Consider the following 17,681-nt stretch of genomic DNA (forward strand, 5'->3'; position numbering starts at 1 on the left):
CCTCCGGGGGGCCCCCGCCCCGTCGGGTGTGGGGGACCGCCCCCCCTCCGCCCGGCGGGCCGCCCGGGGGGGGGGGCCGGGCCGGACTAAGGGGGTCTCAGGAGGGCTAAGGCCTCAGTGGGGCCTAGATCTCGCCGCGCAGCTTGGCGAGGGCCTCGGCGAGGATGGCCTCGCCGTCCGCGTCGCTGCGCCGTTCGCGTACGTAGGCGAGGTGGGTCTTGTAGGGCTCGGTGCGCGGCGGGTCCGGTGGGTTGTCCCGGTCCTGGCCCGCCGGGAATCCGCAGCGGGGGCAGTCCCAGGTGTCGGGGACCTGCGCGTCGCTGGCGAAGCTCGGCTGTGTCTCATGCCCGTTCGAGCACCAGAAGGAGATGCGCAGGCGCGGCGCGGACTCGCCTCGCTCGGCCTCACCCATCGGCCCCGCTCCGACCCGGCTTCCACGGATCGCGTTGCCACTTGCCACGGTCGTAACTCCCTGCGTAACGGTGCTACACGGCGTCCAACGGCGGCTCGGCCGCGGCTGCCCGAAGTCTACGTAAGGCCCAACGCGCGTCCGGGGATCGGAGTTACACCCTCCGCCTCGGGGCGCACGCCCATGATAAGGCTGGGCGTGCGTCCCGTAGGGCAGGAAGCGTCAGCTGTCCAGCTTCATCAGCAGGCCGAGCACCACAATGCAGGCGAACCACACCAGACCGACCACGATCGTGATCCGGTCCAGGTTCCGCTCGGCGACCGACGAGCCGCCCACGGAGGACTGCATTCCGCCGCCGAACATGTCGGAGAGGCCGCCGCCCTTCCCCTTGTGCATCAGCACCAGCAGCATCAGCAGCAGGCTGAAGACGATCAGGGCGATCGAGAACCCCATAACCACGGCTGGACCAACTTCCTCGGAGCTATTCGGACTGAGTAGAGCGTAAACGCGGGGGCCGTGGCTCAGCAGAGAGCCCCGGCCCCCGCAAGGGTACGACGTATCGCCGCTACCGCATACTCACTGGTCGCGGAACCGAACGATCTTGACGAACTCGTCCGCGTCCAGGGCGGCGCCGCCGATCAGCGCGCCGTCCACGTCGGGCTGCGCCATGATCGCGGCGACGTTGCCGGACTTGACCGAACCGCCGTACTGGATGCGGACCTTGTCGGCGAGCTCCTGCGAGTACAGCTCGGCGAGGCGGCCGCGGATCGCGCCGCAGACCTCCTGGGCGTCCTCAGGGGTGGCGACCTCGCCGGTGCCGATGGCCCACACCGGCTCATAGGCGATCACGATGGTCTCGGCCTGCTCGGCCGGGACATCCCTGAGGGCGCCGTCGAGCTGGTTCAGCGTGTACTGGACCTGCTGGCCGGCCTTGCGGATGTCCAAGCCCTCGCCGACGCACAGGATGGGGGTCAGCCCGTGCTTGTAGGCGGCCTTGACCTTGGCGTTGCAGAGCTCGTCGTTCTCGCCGTGGTACTGACGGCGCTCCGAGTGGCCGATGGCCACATAGGTGCACTTCAGCTTGGACAGCATCGGGCCCGCGATCTCGCCGGTGTAGGCGCCGGAGTCGTGCGCCGAGATGTCCTGGGCGCCGTACTTGATCTTGAGCTTGTCGCCGTCCACCAGGGTCTGCACGGAGCGCAGGTCGGTGAAGGGCGGGAGTACGGCGACCTCGACGGCCTCGTAGTCCTTGTCGGCGAGCGCGAAGGCGAGCTTCTGGACGTGTGCGATGGCCTCGAGGTGGTTGAGGTTCATCTTCCAGTTGCCCGCCATGAGCGGGGTGCGGGTGGTCATGTGGTGCTCAGTCCTCCAGTGCGGCGAGGCCGGGGAGCGTCTTGCCCTCGAGGTATTCGAGGGAGGCGCCGCCACCGGTCGAAATGTGGCTGAAAGCGTTCTCGTCGAAGCCCAGCAGGCGCACGGCCGCGGCGGAGTCGCCGCCGCCGACGACCGTGAAGGCCGGGGAGTCAAGCAGGGCCTGGGCGACCGCCGTGGTGCCGCCGGCGTAGTCCGGGTGCTCGAAGACGCCCATCGGGCCGTTCCAGAAGACGGTCTCCGCGTCGGCGAGCTTGGCCGCGTACAGCTTGCGGGTCTCGGGGCCGATGTCCAGGCCCTCCTGGTCGGCGGGGATGGCGTCCGCGGCGACGGTGGTGGGGTGGGCGGGGGCCTTGGTCTTCAGGTCCGGGAACTCGGTGGAGACCAGCACGTCGACGGGCAGGACGAACTCCACGCCGCGCTCCTTGCCGCGCCGCAGGTACTCCTGTACCGCCGGGACCTGGTCTTCCTGGAGCAGCGAGATGCCGACCTCGTGGCCCTGGGCCTTGAGGAAGGTGTACGCCATGCCGCCGCCGATCAGGATGCGGTCGGCCCTCTCCAGGAGGTGGTCGATCACGCCGAGCTTGTCGGAGACCTTGGCGCCGCCGAGCACGACCGCGTACGGGCGCTTGACGTCCTCGGTGAGCTTCTTGAGCACGCCGACCTCGGTGGCGATCAGGAATCCGGCGGCGTGCGGGAGGCGCGCCGGGAGGTCGAACACCGAGGCGTGCTTGCGGTGTACGGCGCCGAAGCCGTCGCCCACGTAGACGTCGGCGAGTGCGGCGAGCCGGTCCGCGAAGGCGCCGCGCTCGGCGTCGTCCTTGGACGTCTCGCCGGGGTTGAAGCGCAGGTTCTCGATGACGGCGACCTGGCCGTCGGTGAGCGCGGCCACGGTGGCCTGGGCCGACTCGCCGACCGTGTCGGTCGCGAACGCCACGTCGGCGCCGAGCAGTTCACCGAGCCGCGCGGCCGCCGGGGCGAGCGAGAACGCCGGGTCCGGGGCGCCCTTGGGGCGGCCCAGGTGGGAGGCGACGATGACCCGCGCCCCCGCGTCGGCGAGCTTGGCCACCGTCGGCTGGACGGCGCGGATGCGGCCGTCGTCGGTGATGGCGGTGCCGTCCAGCGGCACGTTGAGGTCGGCGCGGACGAAGACCCGCTTGCCTGCGACCCCTTCGGCGAGAAGTTCGTCGATCGTCTTCATGGGTGTGGACTCCTTGGAAGCGTCAAGCACAAGCAACAGGGCTCGGTGTGCGCGGCGTTGCGCTGCCCGAGCCCTGTTGCTCACATCGAGGTGCCTGCCCTAGTGGGTCAGAGCTGGCCGCCGACGAAGGTGGTGAGGTCGACGAGCCGGTTGGAGTATCCCCACTCGTTGTCGTACCAGCCGACGACCTTGACGCTCTTGCCCTGGACCATGGTCAGGGCGGAGTCGAAGGTGCAGGAGGCCGGCCAGTTGACGATGTCCGACGACACGATCGGGTCCTCGGTGTACTCCAGGATGCCCTTGAGCTGTCCCTCGGAGGCCTTCTGGAACGCGGCGTTCACCTCGTCCTTGGTGACCTCCCGCTCCAGCTCGATGACCAGGTCGGTCACGGAGCCGGTCGGGACCGGAACGCGCATCGCGATGCCGTCGAGCTTGCCCGCCAGCTCCGGGATCACCAGGGCGGTGGCCTTGGCGGCACCGGTGGTGGTCGGGATGATGTTCTCCGCCGCGGCGCGGGCGCGACGCAGGTCGGAGTGCGGGAAGTCCAGGATGCGCTGGTCGTTGGTGTAGGCGTGGACCGTCGTCATCATGCCCTTGACGATGCCGAAGTTCTCCAGGAGAACCTTGGCCATCGGCGCCACGCAGTTGGTGGTGCAGGAGGCGTTGGAGATGACGTGGTGGCTGGCCGCGTCGTACTGGTCCTGGTTGACGCCCATCACGATCGTGATGTCCTCGTTCTTGGCCGGAGCCGAGATGAGGACCTTCTTCGCGCCGCCCGCGAGGTGCTTGGCGGCGTCCTCACGCTTGGTGAAGATGCCGGTCGACTCGACGACGACGTCGACGCCCAGCTCACCCCAGGGGATGTCGGCCGGGTTGCGCTCGGACAGCACCTTGATGGTGTGGCCGTCGACGGTGATGGTGTCTGCGGTGTGCGACACCTCGGCCTTGAGGCGGCCGAGGATGGTGTCGTACTTCAGAAGGTGAGCGGTGGTCGCGGTGTCGCCCAGGTCGTTGACGGCAACGACCTCGATGTCCGCACCCTGCTCCTTGAGCGCCCGGAAGTAGTTGCGGCCGATACGACCAAAACCATTGATGCCTACGCGGATCGTCACGAACCGATCTCCTCGTTGGTACGCCGGTCTGTCCGCCGGCGAGCTGTATGGGATGTCCCCGACCGACTCCGACCCTACCTCTCCCGGACCCCGTGAGTGACATCGAGCCGCACCGTATGCGCCGCCGGGACCGTGGTCCTGACTACGGAGAGTCAGAGGCGCAAAGACCTCAGCGCGTTACTGATCAGTACATTGCGCTGAGCGCCCTCGGTGACGTGCTCCAGGCCGAAACCGAGCAGCACGCTGTCACGCGTCGTGACCGCCGCGTGTGACTGGTGCAGCTCGCCGGTGCCGGCCCAGTCGCCGGCGGTCGCCGGGCTGCCGGGGGGCGCGTCCCCGACGGCCCAGGAGCCGAGCGACCCCTCGAAGCCCTCGGTCTCCCGCTCCTCACCGCCGATGACCAGCCGCGCGTCGTCGGCGAAGAGGCCGCGGCCGCCGAAGCCCGGATCGGTGATGTAGCTGAGGGCCAGCTCGACCTTCTCGCCCGCGTACCCGCTCAGATCGAAGGAGACCTGGTACCAGCCGTCGGACGAGCCGGTGAAGCTGTTCCACTCGCCGCTGGTGCCCGTGGCGGTGCACTCATCCGATGTCCGGGTGAGATAGCGGCCCAGGAAGGGGTGCCCGGTCATGAAGAACCCCGCCTCGCACTGGGTGGGCACCTCGGTCGAGGTCCTGCCGCCCTGGTCGGGCAGCGTGGTCCAGTCGTCGGCGCCCACGGTGCGCGCTTCGAGCACGCCGTGGTCGTAGCCGGGCTCGATGTTCCAGCTGAGCGCGAGCCGGAGCTCGGGGGCGTCGGCGGCGCTCACCCCGGTCAGGTCGACGGTACGGGTCAGCCGCTGCCAGTCGCGGTCCCGGTGGGTGGCCGACGCCATGCCCTCGCCCGTGTACGGCGCGTACGGGTTGGCGACGCCCGGATAGGAACCCGCGGCCGCGCTGGTGAACTGCGGGAAGTCCGACGGCGGCAGGCTGTCCGACGTCACCCGGTAGCGGCCCGCGCCGTCCAGCGGGTTGCCGGCGGCGTCCCCGAGGGGGGCGCGCACGCCGTCCAGGGCCCCGTCACCGGCGAAGCTGTCGGCGCCGCGCGCGGTGATCCGCTCGTACGCTCCCAGGTAGTACTGCGCGAAGTCGTCGGTGTTCGCGCGCCCGACGGTCACATTGCCCCCGGCCCGCTCACCGGCCTGGATCAGTTTGCCGCCCTCGTTGAGGTAGGCGCGCAGGGCCAGTGTGGCGCCGCCGCCGGGCGCCGCGTCGCCGGTGTAGTGCACGACGGCGGGGAAGTGGCTGAGCACGCCGAGCGGGTGCGGGGCGCCCTGGGTGGCGACGTCCCAGACGACCGCGCTGCGGCCGGCCGCCCGGAGCGCGTCGACGTACTTCTGCGCGTGCCGCGCCTTGGCGCCTTCCTCGGCGATGACCAGCGTGTTCGCCTTGGCGCGCTCGGCGACGGTGTAGGTGAAGCGCTCGCTGGACACCTTGCCCTTCTTCTTGGCGTTGCCGGTGAACCAGACCTCGACCTCGTCGCCCGGCCTGGCTCTCTTGACCTTGGCCCGGTACTGGTCGAAGTAGTGGTTGTCGTCGCCGCCGAAGGTCTCGCCGCCTCGCCAGGCCTTGAGCTTCACCCGGTGCGTGCGGCCGCCGTCGATCCGGTAGTTGAGCCGCTTGTTACGGACCGACTTGCGCGCGGTGACGGACACCTCCTGGTCGCCGCCCCGGCCGTACCAGCCGCCGCGGGCGTACGACGTGGCGAAGGCGTCGACCGTGAAGTCGGGGGCCTCGACGCCGGCCGGCGACGACGGCTGGTCGGGGTGCGCCGCGGTCTCGGCCACGGCGAGCGCGAACGGGATGTTCTTGGTGACCTCTTGCCGGATCAGCTTCTCGTCGTCCGGGAAGGTGAAGATGGAGGCGCAGTCCTGGGGCTCCCAGGCGTCGTCCGGGTCCACATTGGAGGCGGTCCGGCAGGTCGACATCTCCGGGGTGAACATCATGGTGCCGTTGACGTTGCTCGCGTGCCCGTCGGAGTCGCCGTTGGTGACGTAGAGCTCGGAGGACAGCTGCGGGCGGTAGCCGGGGACCGCGGGGTTCTCCGGGGTCCCGGCGAGCGCCCCGAGCAGGACGTCGTCGGGAGTCGGGGTCGCGACCTGCCAGCCGACCCCGTAGAGGATCAGTTCGGCGGCCGAGTGGTAGTTGATCGCGTACTCGAAGCCGATCCGCTTCTGGAAGCGGTCCATCGCCTTGGTCTCGGGCTCCGACATGGGCGCCGCGCCCCGGTAGGTCTCGGAGGCCGGGGCAGCGGACGAGCCCTCGTTGTCGTACCCCCACTTGTAGGCGAAGTTGCGGTTGAGGTCGACGCCGTCGCCGCTGGTGATCTTGCCGTCGCCGTTGATGTCGCGGAGGTTCTTGCGCCACTGACGGTCGCCGTCGGGCGCGTGGGTGAAGTCGTAGCCGTCGGGGTTGGCGCTCAGGACGAACCACAGTTCGGTGGAGTCGACGAGCCGAGTGATCCGCTGGTCCTTGCCGTAGCCGTCCAGGTAGTGGTGCATCAGGCGGCGGGTCATCTCGGGCGTGATCCACTCGCGCGCGTGCTGGCTGGAGAGATACAGCACCGAGGGCTTTGACCCGTCCCTGGTCTTCTTGGCCCTCTTGGAGACCTTGAGCGCCAGGATGTCCTGGCCCTGGACGCTCTTGCCGATCGAGACGACCTTGGTCAGGTCCGGGTGGGCCTGGCCGGTCTTGACGATCTCCTCCTTCAGACCGCCCTTACCGGAGTACGGACGGAAGACGCCGTCGCCCCGAGCCGCGAGTCTGCGCTCGGCCGCCGCGGACACCCGGCGTTCGGCGAGGTCGACGCCCTTGCTCCGGAGCCGGGCGGCCTGGGCGTCGGTGAGATAGAGCTCCACGCGCGCGGTGCCGCGTGCGGGTGGCTGTTCGGCGAGTTCGTGGATGTCCTGTCCGGCCGCGCTGAGCAGGGGAATCTGCTCTCTGGTGATGTCGGCCTCAAAGACCTTGATCGCGTCGGCGGCGTCCGCGGCCTTGTCGGCGGGCGCCTGCCGGGCCTCGGCCATCGGTGCGGTGACCAGTCCCGCGAGCAGTAAGGCGCTGGTGGCGAGGATCGCTCTAGCTCGGTGTCGTCTCATGAGCCCCCCTTGCAGTTGTCCGGCACTGTTGTGCACAGACGCCAGGCTCATGACACTCCATGATCATGTCAATATGGCCGACCGGGACAGAACCTCTCGGGGCGTCCGCGGGCGCCCGGACGGTTCCGGGCGCCTCACGTCAGGGACTACGGGTGGGATGCGCAGGACGGGAGGACGGGAGGACGGGAGCCGCGGGGTGCTCAGCCGACCATGTTGTCGGCCATCTCATCGGAGAGGTTGGACTCCGTGCCCGGAATCCCGAGGTCCTGAGCCCGCTTGTCGGCCATGGCCAGCAGCCGCCTGATCCGCCCGGCGACCGCGTCCTTGGTCAGCGGCGGGTCGGCGAGCGCGCCCAGCTCCTCAAGCGAGGCCTGCTTGTGCTCCATACGCAGCCGGCCGGCCGCGGCCAGGTGCTCGGGCACCTCGTCGCCGAGGATCTCCAGGGCGCGCTGCACGCGGGCCCCGGCGGCGACCGCGGCCCGCGCCGAGCGGCGCAGGTTGGCGTCGTCGAAGTTGGCCAGGCGGTTGGCGGTGGCCCGCACCTCGCGGCGCATCCGCCGCTCCTCCCAGGCCAGTACGGACTCGTGGGCGCCGAGCCGGGTCAGCAGCGCGCCGATCGCGTCGCCGTCCCGTACGACCACGCGGTCCACGCCGCGTACCTCGCGGGCCTTGGCCGCGATGGAGAGCCGACGTGCGGCGCCGACCAGCGCGAGGGCGGCCTCCGGGCCCGGACAGGTCACCTCCAGTGAGGACGAGCGGCCCGGCTCGGTGAGCGAGCCGTGGGCCAGGAACGCGCCGCGCCAGGCAGCCTCGGCGTCACAGGTGGCGCCCGAGACGACCTGCGGCGGCAGGCCCCTGATCGGGCGTCCCCGGCCGTCGACCAGACCCGTCTGGCGCGCCAGCTGGTCACCGCCCGCCACTACGCGTACGACGTACCGGGAGCCGCGCCGCAGCCCGCCCGCGGCCATCACCATGAGCTCGGAGCTGTGCCCGAAGATCTCCAGGATGTCCTTCTTGAGCCGCCGTGCCGCCATCGCGGTGTCCAGCTCCGCCTCGATCACGATGCGGCCGCTGACCAGGTGCAGCCCGCCCGCGAACCGGAGAATCGCCGAGACCTCTGCCTTTCTGCAGCAGGTCCGGGTGACGGGGAGCCGGGAGACTTCGTCCTTCACCGCTGCCGTCATCGCCATGGGCCGATCCTTCCATGCATCCGGAAAATACGGTCGTACGCGGCTGCCAACAGCTCCGGGTCGTGCCTGGGGGAACCGTCGGGCGCGGCGACCGGAGCCAGCTGGACCGTGGCCCCGAACCCCTTGGCGGCATCGCTGAGGGACTCCGGGTCACGCACGGCTGCCTGATCGGCCAGCACCACGTCCAGGGCGAGTTTAGGGGCGTGTCGGGCCAAAACCTCCAAATGACGCTGCGGGGAGAAGCCTTCTGTTTCGCCGGGTTGCGGCGCGAGGTTGAGCGAGAGGACCCGGCGGGCCTTGGTCTCCAGCAGCGCGTCGAGCAGTTCCGGCACCAGCAGATGCGGGATCACCGAGGAGAACCAGGAGCCGGGGCCGAGCACCACCCAGTCGGCGTCGAGCACCGCCGCGACGGCCTCGGGCACCGCGGGCGGGTCGGCCGGGACCAGGTGCACGGACTGCACCTCGCCCGGAGTGAGCGCCACCGTGGCCTGGCCGCGCACGGTGTCGACGTCCGACGGCCGCCCCGGATCGTGCCCCCGGACCAGTGCCTGCAGCTCCAGCGGCACGGCCGACATGGGCAGCACCCGGCCCTGTGCGCCGAGCAGCTTGCCGACCAGGTCGAGCGCCTGGACGTGGTCGCCCAGCTGTTCCCACAGGGCGACGATCAGCAGATTGCCGACCGCGTGCTCGTGCAGTTCGCCCTGGGACTGGAAGCGGTGCTGGATCACCCGAGCCCAGGTCTGACCCCAGTCGTCGTCGCCGCACAGCGCGGCCAGCGCCTTGCGCAGGTCACCGGGCGGGAGCACGCCGAGCTCGTCGCGGAGCCGGCCGCTGGAGCCGCCGTCGTCGGCGACGGTGACCACGGCCGTGAGGTCGCCGGTGATACGGCGCAGCGCGGCCAGCGAGGCGGACAGGCCCATGCCGCCGCCGAGTGCCACCACCTTGGGCTGCGCGCTCCTCTTGCGGCGCAGACGGTTCAGCCGCGAGGAGGGTTTCACTCGCGCCCCAGGTCCCGGTGGACGACGACGGTCTCCACGCCCTCGCTGGCGAGGCGGGCGGCGAGCTTCTCCGACATGGCGACCGAGCGGTGCTTGCCGCCGGTGCAGCCGACGGCGATGGTCACATAGCGCTTGCCCTCGCGGCGGTAGCCGGTGGCGACGAGCTGGAGCAGTTCGGAGTACTGGTTGAGGAACTCCTTGGCGCCCGGCTGGTCGAAGACATAGCCGGAGACCTCTTCGTTCAGGCCGGTGAAGGGGCGCAGCTCGGGGACCCAGTGCGGGTTGGGCAGGAAGCGGCAGTCGACGACCAGGTCGGCGTCGACCGGCAGGCCGTACTTGTAACCGAAGGACATCACCGTGGCCCGCAGCTCGGGCTCCTCCTCGCCCGCGAACTGGGCGTCGAGCTTGGCGCGCAGCTCGTGGACGTTGAGGCCGGAGGTGTCGATCACCAGGTCGGCGTCGCCGCGCAGCTCGCGCAGCAGCTCACGCTCGGCGGCGATGCCGTCGGTGATCCGGCCGTCGCCCTGGAGGGGGTGCGGGCGGCGCACCGACTCGAAGCGCTGCACCAGGGCGTTGTCGGACGACTCCAGGAACACGATCCGCCGGGTGACGTCCTTGGACTGCAGGTCGGCCAGCGACTCACGCAGGTTGTCGAAGAAGCGGCGGCCGCGTACGTCGACGACGACGGCGATCCGCGCCACATTGCCCTGCGAGCGGGCGCCGAGCTCCACCATGGTGGGGATCAGCGCGGGCGGCAGGTTGTCGACGACGAACCAGCCGAGGTCCTCCAGGCACTTGGCGGCGGTGGACCGCCCGGCCCCGGACATCCCGGAGATGATCACCAGCTCGGGGATGGCCGTGTCCGCTGGCTCGCTGGTCATGCCCGTACTCACCTGTGTTCCGCCTTCGTCGTGCTTGGTCATGGCTGCTGCCCCCGTCCGTCCGAGTGCGCCCCGGCCCCGTCGGCCGCGGTCGCCTCGTCCTCGTACTCTTCAATGATCTCTCCGGTCGCGGTGTTCACCGCGGGAGCGGCGGGCGCCGCCTGCGCCAGGGCCACGGCAATGGTCTCAGCCGTCTTGCGGCCTATACCGGGCACCTCGCACATCTGGTCGACGGTGGCGGACCGCAGCTTCTTCAGCGAGCCGAAGTGCTTGAGCAAGGCCTGTTTGCGGGTGTCGCCGAGGCCGGGCACCTCGTCCAGGGGGCCCGCCTTGAAGCGCTTGGCCCGCTTGGTGCGCTGGTAGCGGATGGCGAACCGGTGGGCTTCGTCACGTACCCGCATCAGCAGATAGAGGCCCTCACCGCTGCGCGGCAGGACCACCGGGTCGCTCTCACCGGGCAGCCACACCTCTTCGAGGCGCTTGGCCAGGCCGCACACGGCGACATCGTCGATGCCCAGCTCGTCCAGGGCCTGCTGGGCGGCGGCGACCTGCGGCTGTCCGCCGTCCACGACGATCAGCTGGGGCGGGTAGGCGAACTTCTTCGGTCGGCCGTCCTCCTCGGTGAGGGCGGCCGTGGTGCCCTCCTCCCCCCACTCCCCCGTCTTCTCCTTCTCGGCGAGGTAGCGCCGGAAGCGGCGGGTGATCACCTCGTGCATGGCGCGGACGTCGTCCTGACCGGCGAAGCTCTTGATCTGGAAGCGGCGGTACTCGCTCTTGCGCGCGAGGCCGTCCTCGAAGACGACCATCGACGCCACGACGTCGTCGCCCTGGAGGTGGGAGATGTCGAAGCACTCGATTCGCAGGGGCGCGCTGTCCAGGTCGAGCGCCGCGGCGATCTCCTCCAGAGCGCGGGAACGGGTGGTCAGGTCGGCCGCGCGCTTGGTCTTGTGCAGCGCGAGCGCCTGCTGCGCGTTGCGCTGCACGGTCTCCATCAGGGCGCGCTTGTCGCCGCGCCGCGGGACGCGCAGGCTGACGTTCGCGCCCCGGTGCTGGGTGAGCCACTCCTGGACGGGGGCCACCGGGTCGGGCAGCGCGGGGACGAGGACCTCCTTGGGCACCGCGTCCCCCGCCTCGTCGCCGTACAGCTGCTGGAGCGCGTGCTCGACCAGGTCGGCCGATGTGAGGGCCTCCACCCGGTCGGTGACCCAGCCGCGCTGGCCGCGCACCCGCCCGCCGCGTACGTGGAAGATCTGCACGGCGGCCTCGAGTTCGTCCTCGGCCAAGGCGATCAGGTCGGCGTCGGTGGCGTCGGCGAGGACGACGGCGCTTTTCTCCATGGCGCGCTTGAGCGCCTCGATGTCGTCGCGCAGCCGGGCCGCCCGCTCGTACTCCAGCTCCTCGGCGGCCGCGGCCATCTCCTTCTCCAGGCGGCGGAGGTACGTGCCGGTGCGCCCGGCCATGAAGTCGCAGAACTCCTCGGCCAGTTCACGGTGGTCGGCGGGTTCGATCCGGCCGACGCAGGGGGCCGAGCACTTGCCGATGTAGCCCAGCAGGCAGGGGCGGCCGGTGCGGGCGGCGTTCTTGAACACCCCGGCCGAGCAGGTGCGGACCGGGAAGACGCGCAGCAGCAGGTCGACGGTGTCGCGGATGGCCCAGGCGTGGCCGTACGGGCCGAAGTAGCGCACGCCCTTCTTCTTGGCGCCGCGCATCACCTGGACCCGTGGGAACTCCTCGTTCATCGTCACCGCGAGGTAGGGATAGCTCTTGTCGTCGCGGTACTTGACGTTGAACCGGGGGTCGTACTCCTTGATCCAGGTGTACTCCAGCTGGAGCGCCTCGACCTCGGTGGTCACCACCGTCCACTCGACGGACGCGGCCGTGGTGACCATCGTGCGGGTGCGCTGGTGCAGGTTGGCCAGGTCCTGGAAGTAGCTGGCGAGCCGCTGGCGCAGGCTTTTCGCCTTCCCGACGTAGATCACCCGGCGGTGCTCGTCGCGGAATTTGTAGACCCCCGGCGAGTCGGGGATCTGTCCCGGCTTGGGGCGGTAGCTGGAGGGGTCGGCCATGTCGGACAGCCTACTTGCGGCCACTGACAGGCGAGGAAGCCCTCGGGGTGCGGACGCGCCCGTGGCCAGGCGGACGGGCGCGCGGTAGGCGGACAGGCCTGCGGTTAGGCGGACGGGCCCGCGGCTAGACGGAGGGGCCCGCGATCAGTTTGCCGTTCTCCGTCGTGAGCGGGACCTCCGGCAGCGGCACGGTCGCCGGGCCCTTGAGCGCCTTGCCGGTCCGTACGTCGAAGCGGCTGCCGTGGCAGGGGCAGTTGGCCTCGTTGTCCTCGACCTTGTCCAGGGCGCAGCCCGCGTGGGTGCACTGGGCGCTGAACGCCTTGTACTCCTGCCCGTCGTCGGAGCGGCAGACGACCAGGCGCTGTTCGCGGTAGAGCCGCGCGCCGCCCGCCGGGACCACGTCGGCCTCGCCCAGGTGCACCGGGGCGGTGGGGACGGGGTTCTTCGCGTGCCCGAGCTTTGACTCGGTCGAGCAGGCCGCCGCGCCGATGCCCGCCGTTCCCGCGAGGGCGGCGCCTTTCAGCACGGTGCGACGGGCGGCGGGCTGGCCGGACATGGAGGCTCCACAAGGCAGGGGGGTCGGTGACGCACCCGACGATACCGGCACAGATCACGAGGGCTCGCGCCGGGCGTTCCGTCACGCAAACGGGCAGGTCACCCTGGGTCTGCCGGACGGATCGGCGGCCTGGCCGCCGCCCGGACAGGGCCCCGTCGCGCTTGGCGGGGTCGCCGGTCCGGGCGGCGGGCCGGATCAGGCTTTCCGGGACCGCGTGGTCTTCTTCGCGGTGGTCTTCTTCGCGGCGGTCTTCTTCGCCGTGGTCTTCGCCGTCTTCGTCACGGCCTTCCGCGGGGTCCGGTCCGGCTGGGGCAGGCCCGCGTCGCTGATCCGGTCGGCCGGGATGATGCCCCGCAGGAATTTGCCGGTGTGGCTGGCCAGGACCCCGGCCACCTGCTCAGGGGTGCCCTCGGCGATGACGAGACCGCCGCCGCTGCCGCCCTCGGGGCCCATGTCGACGACCCAGTCCGCGGTCTTGATGACGTCGAGGTTGTGCTCGATGACGATGACGGTGTTGCCCTTGTCGACCAGGCCGGACAGCACGTTGATCAGCTTGCTGATGTCCTCGAAGTGCAGACCGGTGGTCGGCTCGTCCAGGACGTAGACCGTGCGTCCCGTGGAGCGCTTCTGCAGTTCGCTGGCGAGCTTCACACGCTGCGCCTCACCGCCGGAGAGCGTCGGCGCGGACTGGCCGAGGCGTACATAGCCGAGGCCGACCTCGTGCAGGGTCTTGAGGTGGCGCGAGATGGTCGGCACCGCCTCGAAGAAGCTCAGCGCCTCCTCGATCGGCATGTCCAGGACCTCGGCGATGGACTTGCCCTTGTAGTGGACCTCCAGGGTCTCCCGGTTGTAGCGCGCGCCGTGGCAGACCTCACACGGGACGTACACGTCCGGCAGGAAGTTCATCTCGATCTTGATGGTGCCGTCGCCGGAGCAGTTCTCGCAGCGGCCGCCCTTGACGTTGAAGGAGAACCGGCCGGGCAGGTAGCCGCGGACCTTGGCCTCCGTGGTCTCCGCGAACAGCTTGCGGACGTGGTCGAAGACGCCGGTGTAGGTCGCCGGGTTGGACCGGGGCGTACGGCCGATCGGCGACTGGTCGACGTGCACCACCTTGTCCACGAGGTCGTCGCCGTCCACGCGCGTGTGGCGGCCCGGAACGTTGCGGGCGCCGTTCAGCTCGCGGGCCAGGTGGGTGTAGAGGATGTCGTTGACCAGCGTCGACTTGCCGGACCCCGAGACGCCGGTGACGGCCGTGAGCACACCGAGCGGAAAGTCCACGTCGATGTCCTGAAGGTTGTTCTCCCGCGCGCCGTGCACCGTCAGTCGGCGCTCCGGGGCGACGGGCCTGCGGAGGTCCGGCACCGGAATGGCCTTCTTGCCGGACAGGTACTTGCCGGTCATCGACTCCGGGTTGGCCAGCAGTTCCTTGAGCGGCCCGCTGTGCACGACCTTGCCGCCGTGCTCGCCCGCGCCGGGGCCGATGTCGACGACCCAGTCGGCGACCTTGATGGTGTCCTCGTCATGCTCGACGACGATCAGGGTGTTGCCCATGTCGCGCAGCCGGACCAGGGTCTCGATCAGCCGGTGGTTGTCGCGCTGGTGCAGGCCGATGGAGGGCTCGTCCAGGACGTAGAGCACGCCGACCAGGCCGGAGCCGATCTGGGTGGCCAGCCGGATGCGCTGGGCCTCGCCGCCGGAGAGGGTGCCCGCGGCGCGGTTCAGCGACAGATAGTCCAGGCCGACGTCGACCAGGAAGCGCAGGCGTTCGTTGACCTCCTTCAGAACCCGTTCGGCGATCTTCTTGTCACGGGCGTTGAGCTTCAGCTCGCCCAGGAAGTCCGCGCAGTCGGCGATGGACATCGCGGAGACCTCGGCGATGGACTTCTCCATGACGGTGACCGCGAGGACGATCGGCTTGAGCCGGGTGCCCTGGCAGGTGGGGCAGGGCACCTCGCGCATATAGCCCTCGAAGCGCTCCCTGCTGGCGTCGCTCTCGGCCTCCGAGTGGCGGCGCTTGACGAACGGCACGGCGCCCTCGAAGGGCGTCGTGTACACCCGCTCGCGGCCGTACCTGTTGCGGTACCGGACCTCGATCTGGGTCTTGTGGCCGTACAGCAGGGCCTTCCTGGCGCGCTGCGGGAGCGCGGCGAAGGGGGTGTCGGTGCTGAAGCTGAGCGCGTCGGCCAGGGCTGAGGTGAGACGGCCGAAGTACTCCTTGGTGTGGCCGTGCGACCAGGGGTGGATCGCGCCCCCTTCGAGTGACTTGTCCTCGTCCGGGACGATCAGCTCGGGGTCGACCTCCATCCGGGTCCCGATGCCGGTGCAGTCGGGGCAGGCGCCGAACGGGGAGTTGAAGGAGAAGGACCGGGGCTCGAGCTCCTCGAAGGACAGGTCGTCGTACGGGCAGTAGAGGTGCTCGGAGAACATCCGCTCCCGCTCGGGGTCGTCCTCCGCGAGGTCGACGAAGTCGAGCACCACCATGCCGCCGGAGAGCCCGAGCGCGGTCTCGACGGAGTCGGTGAGGCGGCGCTTGGCGCTGTCCTTGACGGTGAGGCGGTCGACGACCACCTCGATGGTGTGCTTCTCCTGCTTCTTCAGCGTGGGCGGCTCGGCGAGCTGGACGGTCCGGCCGTCGACCCGAGCGCGGCTGTACCCCTTGGTCTGCAGGTCGTTGAAGAGGTCGACGAACTCGCCCTTGCGCTCGCGGACCAGCGGCGAGAGCACCTGGAAACGGCTGCCGTCCGGGAGCGCGAGGACCTTGTCCACGATGGCCTGCGGCGACTGACGGGAGATCGGGCGACGGCACTCGGGGCAATGCGGCTTGCCGATGCGGGCGAAGAGCAGCCGCAGATAGTCGTAGACCTCGGTGATCGTGCCGACCGTCGAGCGCGGGTTGCGCGAGGTCGACTTCTGGTCGATGGAGACCGCTGGGGACAGGCCCTCGATGAAGTCCACATCGGGCTTGTCCATCTGGCCGAGGAACTGCCGGGCGTACGAGGAGAGCGACTCCACGTACCGCCGCTGGCCCTCGGCGAAGATCGTGTCGAACGCGAGCGAGGACTTGCCGGAGCCGGACAGGCCGGTGAAGACGATGAGCGAGTCGCGCGGGAGATCCAGCGAGACATTGCGCAGGTTGTGCTCGCGTGCACCACGGACGATGAGACGGTCGGCCACGCCGGTCCGCACCTTTCTTGAGAGAAGCGGGGGCGGGGCCCCGTTCCCCAGGTTAAGAGGGCCACCACATCGATGGACTGGTAACGACAAATGATGCCTCCCCCGAGCGTATAGCACGCACATTCGATTTACGGAGCTGGCCCGCCACCTTCACCCGATCGGGTGGCGGAGCTATCGTCGATGCCATGAGTGATCATGTGCGTGACCTGGTTCTTGTACGCGAAGCGACCGACCGGCTGCTCACCGCGGCGGCCAAGCTCGACGACGCGGCCATCGCCGCCCCGTCCCGGCTGCCCGGCTGGACCCGCGGCCACGTCCTGGCCCATCTGGCACGAAACGCCGACGCGCTCGTCAACGTCTTCGCCGGACGCCCCATGTACGTCAGCGCCGAGGCCCGCGACGCGGACATCGCGCGGGACGCCCCCCGGCCGCTCGCCGCGCAGCTGGCGGACGTACGCGACAGCGCCGCCCGCTTCCAGTCGGCGACCGACGCGGACGCCGACTGGTCGCGCACCGTCGAACTGCGCAACGGGGTCGCCGACTCGGCGTCGCGCATCCCCTTCCGCCGTCTGGTCGAGGTCGAGCTGCACCATGTCGACCTCGGCATCGGGTACGAGCTGGAGGACCTCTCTGATGAGTTCACCGGCCGTGAGATCGACTTCCTCGCGGACCGCTTCGCGGGCAACGCGGCGCTGCCGCTCATCCTGGTCACCGCGACCGACGGCAGGCAGTGGCGCACCGGCACGCTCGACGCCGACCCCGTGTCCGTCATCGGTTCCGCACCCGACCTGCTCGGCTGGCTCGCGGGCCGACGCCAGGGCGCGGGACTCGAGTGCGACGGCACACTGCTGCCGGTGCTCCCCGCTCTGTAGGGTGACTTCCATGACGTACAGCGGAGCGGTGAAGGTCGGCGGCCCTGCGGATGTCCACGAGCTGGCCGACCTGATGATCTCCAAGGTCGCGGTCGGCGCCATGGACAACAACGCCTATCTGCTGCGCTGCCGGGCCACCGGCGAGCAGCTGCTGATCGACGCGGCCGCCGAGCCGCACACCCTGCTGAGCCTGATCGGCGAGAGCGGCATCGCCGGTGTGGTCACCACGCACCGGCACGGCGACCACTGGGGGGCGCTGCGCGAGGTCGTGGACGCGACCGGGGCGCGCACCTACGCGGGGCGGCACGACGCCGACGGCATTCCGGTGCCGACCGACGTCCTCGTCGAGGACGGCGACACCGTACGGGTGGGCCGGGTCGAGCTGACCGCCCGTCACCTGGTGGGGCACACGCCAGGCTCCATCGCCCTGGTCTTCGACGACCCGCACGGCCATCCGCATGTCTTCACGGGCGACTGCCTCTTTCCGGGCGGCGTGGGCAACACGTGGGGCGACCCGAAGGCGTTCGCGCGCCTCGTCGACGACGTCGAGGCGAAGATCTTCGCGGCGCTGCCCGACGAGACCTGGGTCTATCCGGGCCACGGCAACGACACCACGCTCGGCGCCGAGCGTCCGCATCTGGCGGAGTGGCGCGAGCGCGGCTGGTGATCTGTCCGGCCCGCCTGACCTGTCGGGTGACCCTCCGAGGAAGTTCATACGGC

General features: G+C 70.2%; 14 protein-coding genes. 2 read left to right on the forward strand and 12 right to left on the reverse strand.

What is annotated here, in order from left to right:
* Positions 1 to 124: 124 nt before the first annotated feature.
* From ACX6XY_RS20785 to uvrA, 12 genes are all read right to left on the reverse strand, one after another.
* Complete coding sequence (locus ACX6XY_RS20785; RefSeq protein ID WP_003957010.1) at positions 125 to 460, reverse strand: RNA polymerase-binding protein RbpA; 336 nt, start codon at positions 458 to 460, stop codon at positions 125 to 127.
* A 171-nt stretch (positions 461 to 631) separates the two neighbouring features.
* The gene (gene secG, locus ACX6XY_RS20790; protein ID WP_411058797.1) at positions 632 to 862 is read right to left on the reverse strand and encodes a preprotein translocase subunit SecG; all 231 of its coding nucleotides are present in this window, start codon (positions 860 to 862) and stop codon (positions 632 to 634) included.
* Between the two features lie 123 nt (positions 863 to 985).
* On the reverse strand, positions 986 to 1,762 hold the full coding sequence (gene tpiA / locus ACX6XY_RS20795) for a triose-phosphate isomerase (protein ID WP_460332732.1): 777 nt from the start codon (positions 1,760 to 1,762) through the stop codon (positions 986 to 988).
* A gap of 7 nt (positions 1,763 to 1,769) precedes the next feature.
* Positions 1,770 to 2,981 (reverse strand): phosphoglycerate kinase, encoded by a 1,212-nt coding sequence (locus tag ACX6XY_RS20800; RefSeq protein WP_460332733.1) that lies wholly within the window; start codon positions 2,979 to 2,981, stop codon positions 1,770 to 1,772.
* A 107-nt stretch (positions 2,982 to 3,088) separates the two neighbouring features.
* Positions 3,089 to 4,093 (reverse strand): type I glyceraldehyde-3-phosphate dehydrogenase, encoded by a 1,005-nt coding sequence (gene gap / locus ACX6XY_RS20805; RefSeq protein WP_460332735.1) that lies wholly within the window; start codon positions 4,091 to 4,093, stop codon positions 3,089 to 3,091.
* A gap of 152 nt (positions 4,094 to 4,245) precedes the next feature.
* On the reverse strand, positions 4,246 to 7,224 hold the full coding sequence (locus ACX6XY_RS20810; protein WP_460332737.1) for a M14 family metallopeptidase: 2,979 nt from the start codon (positions 7,222 to 7,224) through the stop codon (positions 4,246 to 4,248).
* Between the two features lie 200 nt (positions 7,225 to 7,424).
* The gene (whiA, locus tag ACX6XY_RS20815) at positions 7,425 to 8,414 is read right to left on the reverse strand and encodes a DNA-binding protein WhiA (RefSeq protein ID WP_460332739.1); all 990 of its coding nucleotides are present in this window, start codon (positions 8,412 to 8,414) and stop codon (positions 7,425 to 7,427) included.
* Complete coding sequence (locus ACX6XY_RS20820; RefSeq protein ID WP_460332741.1) at positions 8,405 to 9,412, reverse strand: gluconeogenesis factor YvcK family protein; 1,008 nt, start codon at positions 9,410 to 9,412, stop codon at positions 8,405 to 8,407. Before ACX6XY_RS20820 ends, whiA begins: the two co-directional genes overlap by 10 nt.
* The gene (rapZ, locus tag ACX6XY_RS20825) at positions 9,409 to 10,335 is read right to left on the reverse strand and encodes an RNase adapter RapZ (protein ID WP_460332743.1); all 927 of its coding nucleotides are present in this window, start codon (positions 10,333 to 10,335) and stop codon (positions 9,409 to 9,411) included. The genes ACX6XY_RS20820 and rapZ overlap by 4 nt, the downstream gene beginning before the upstream one ends.
* The gene (gene uvrC, locus ACX6XY_RS20830) at positions 10,332 to 12,359 is read right to left on the reverse strand and encodes an excinuclease ABC subunit UvrC (protein ID WP_460332745.1); all 2,028 of its coding nucleotides are present in this window, start codon (positions 12,357 to 12,359) and stop codon (positions 10,332 to 10,334) included. Before uvrC ends, rapZ begins: the two co-directional genes overlap by 4 nt.
* A 124-nt stretch (positions 12,360 to 12,483) precedes the next feature.
* Complete coding sequence (locus ACX6XY_RS20835) at positions 12,484 to 12,915, reverse strand: Rieske (2Fe-2S) protein (protein WP_460332747.1); 432 nt, start codon at positions 12,913 to 12,915, stop codon at positions 12,484 to 12,486.
* A gap of 195 nt (positions 12,916 to 13,110) precedes the next feature.
* Positions 13,111 to 16,089, reverse strand: a complete 2,979-nt coding sequence (gene uvrA, locus ACX6XY_RS20840) for an excinuclease ABC subunit UvrA (protein WP_460332749.1) — start codon at positions 16,087 to 16,089, stop codon at positions 13,111 to 13,113.
* Between the two features lie 185 nt (positions 16,090 to 16,274).
* Here uvrA and ACX6XY_RS20845 point away from each other — a divergent pair, with 185 nt between their 5' ends.
* Together ACX6XY_RS20845 and ACX6XY_RS20850 are read left to right on the forward strand one after the other, a co-directional pair.
* Positions 16,275 to 16,961 (forward strand): maleylpyruvate isomerase family mycothiol-dependent enzyme, encoded by a 687-nt coding sequence (locus tag ACX6XY_RS20845; protein WP_460332751.1) that lies wholly within the window; start codon positions 16,275 to 16,277, stop codon positions 16,959 to 16,961.
* A 10-nt stretch (positions 16,962 to 16,971) separates the two neighbouring features.
* Positions 16,972 to 17,628 carry an MBL fold metallo-hydrolase gene (locus ACX6XY_RS20850; RefSeq protein WP_460332753.1) on the forward strand — a complete coding sequence of 219 codons (657 nt, stop codon included), beginning with the start codon at positions 16,972 to 16,974 and terminating at the stop codon, positions 17,626 to 17,628.
* Positions 17,629 to 17,681: the final 53 nt, after the last annotated feature.

The organism is Streptomyces sp. O3 (assembly GCF_054788135.1).

Excerpts from the sequence above, each read along its gene's own strand:
- secG (WP_411058797.1), bottom strand. The coding sequence starts at position 862 with ATGGGGTTCTCGATCGCCCTGATCGTCTTCAGCCTGCTGCTGATGCTG.
- tpiA (WP_460332732.1), bottom strand. The coding sequence starts at position 1,762 with ATGACCACCCGCACCCCGCTCATGGCGGGCAACTGGAAGATGAACCTC.
- ACX6XY_RS20800 (WP_460332733.1), bottom strand. The coding sequence starts at position 2,981 with ATGAAGACGATCGACGAACTTCTCGCCGAAGGGGTCGCAGGCAAGCGG.
- ACX6XY_RS20810 (WP_460332737.1), bottom strand. The coding sequence starts at position 7,224 with ATGAGACGACACCGAGCTAGAGCGATCCTCGCCACCAGCGCCTTACTG.
- whiA (WP_460332739.1), bottom strand. The coding sequence starts at position 8,414 with ATGGCGATGACGGCAGCGGTGAAGGACGAAGTCTCCCGGCTCCCCGTC.
- rapZ (WP_460332743.1), bottom strand. The coding sequence starts at position 10,335 with ATGACCAAGCACGACGAAGGCGGAACACAGGTGAGTACGGGCATGACC.
- uvrC (WP_460332745.1), bottom strand. The coding sequence starts at position 12,359 with ATGGCCGACCCCTCCAGCTACCGCCCCAAGCCGGGACAGATCCCCGAC.
- ACX6XY_RS20835 (WP_460332747.1), bottom strand. The coding sequence starts at position 12,915 with ATGTCCGGCCAGCCCGCCGCCCGTCGCACCGTGCTGAAAGGCGCCGCC.
- ACX6XY_RS20845 (WP_460332751.1), top strand. The coding sequence starts at position 16,275 with ATGAGTGATCATGTGCGTGACCTGGTTCTTGTACGCGAAGCGACCGAC.
- ACX6XY_RS20850 (WP_460332753.1), top strand. The coding sequence starts at position 16,972 with ATGACGTACAGCGGAGCGGTGAAGGTCGGCGGCCCTGCGGATGTCCAC.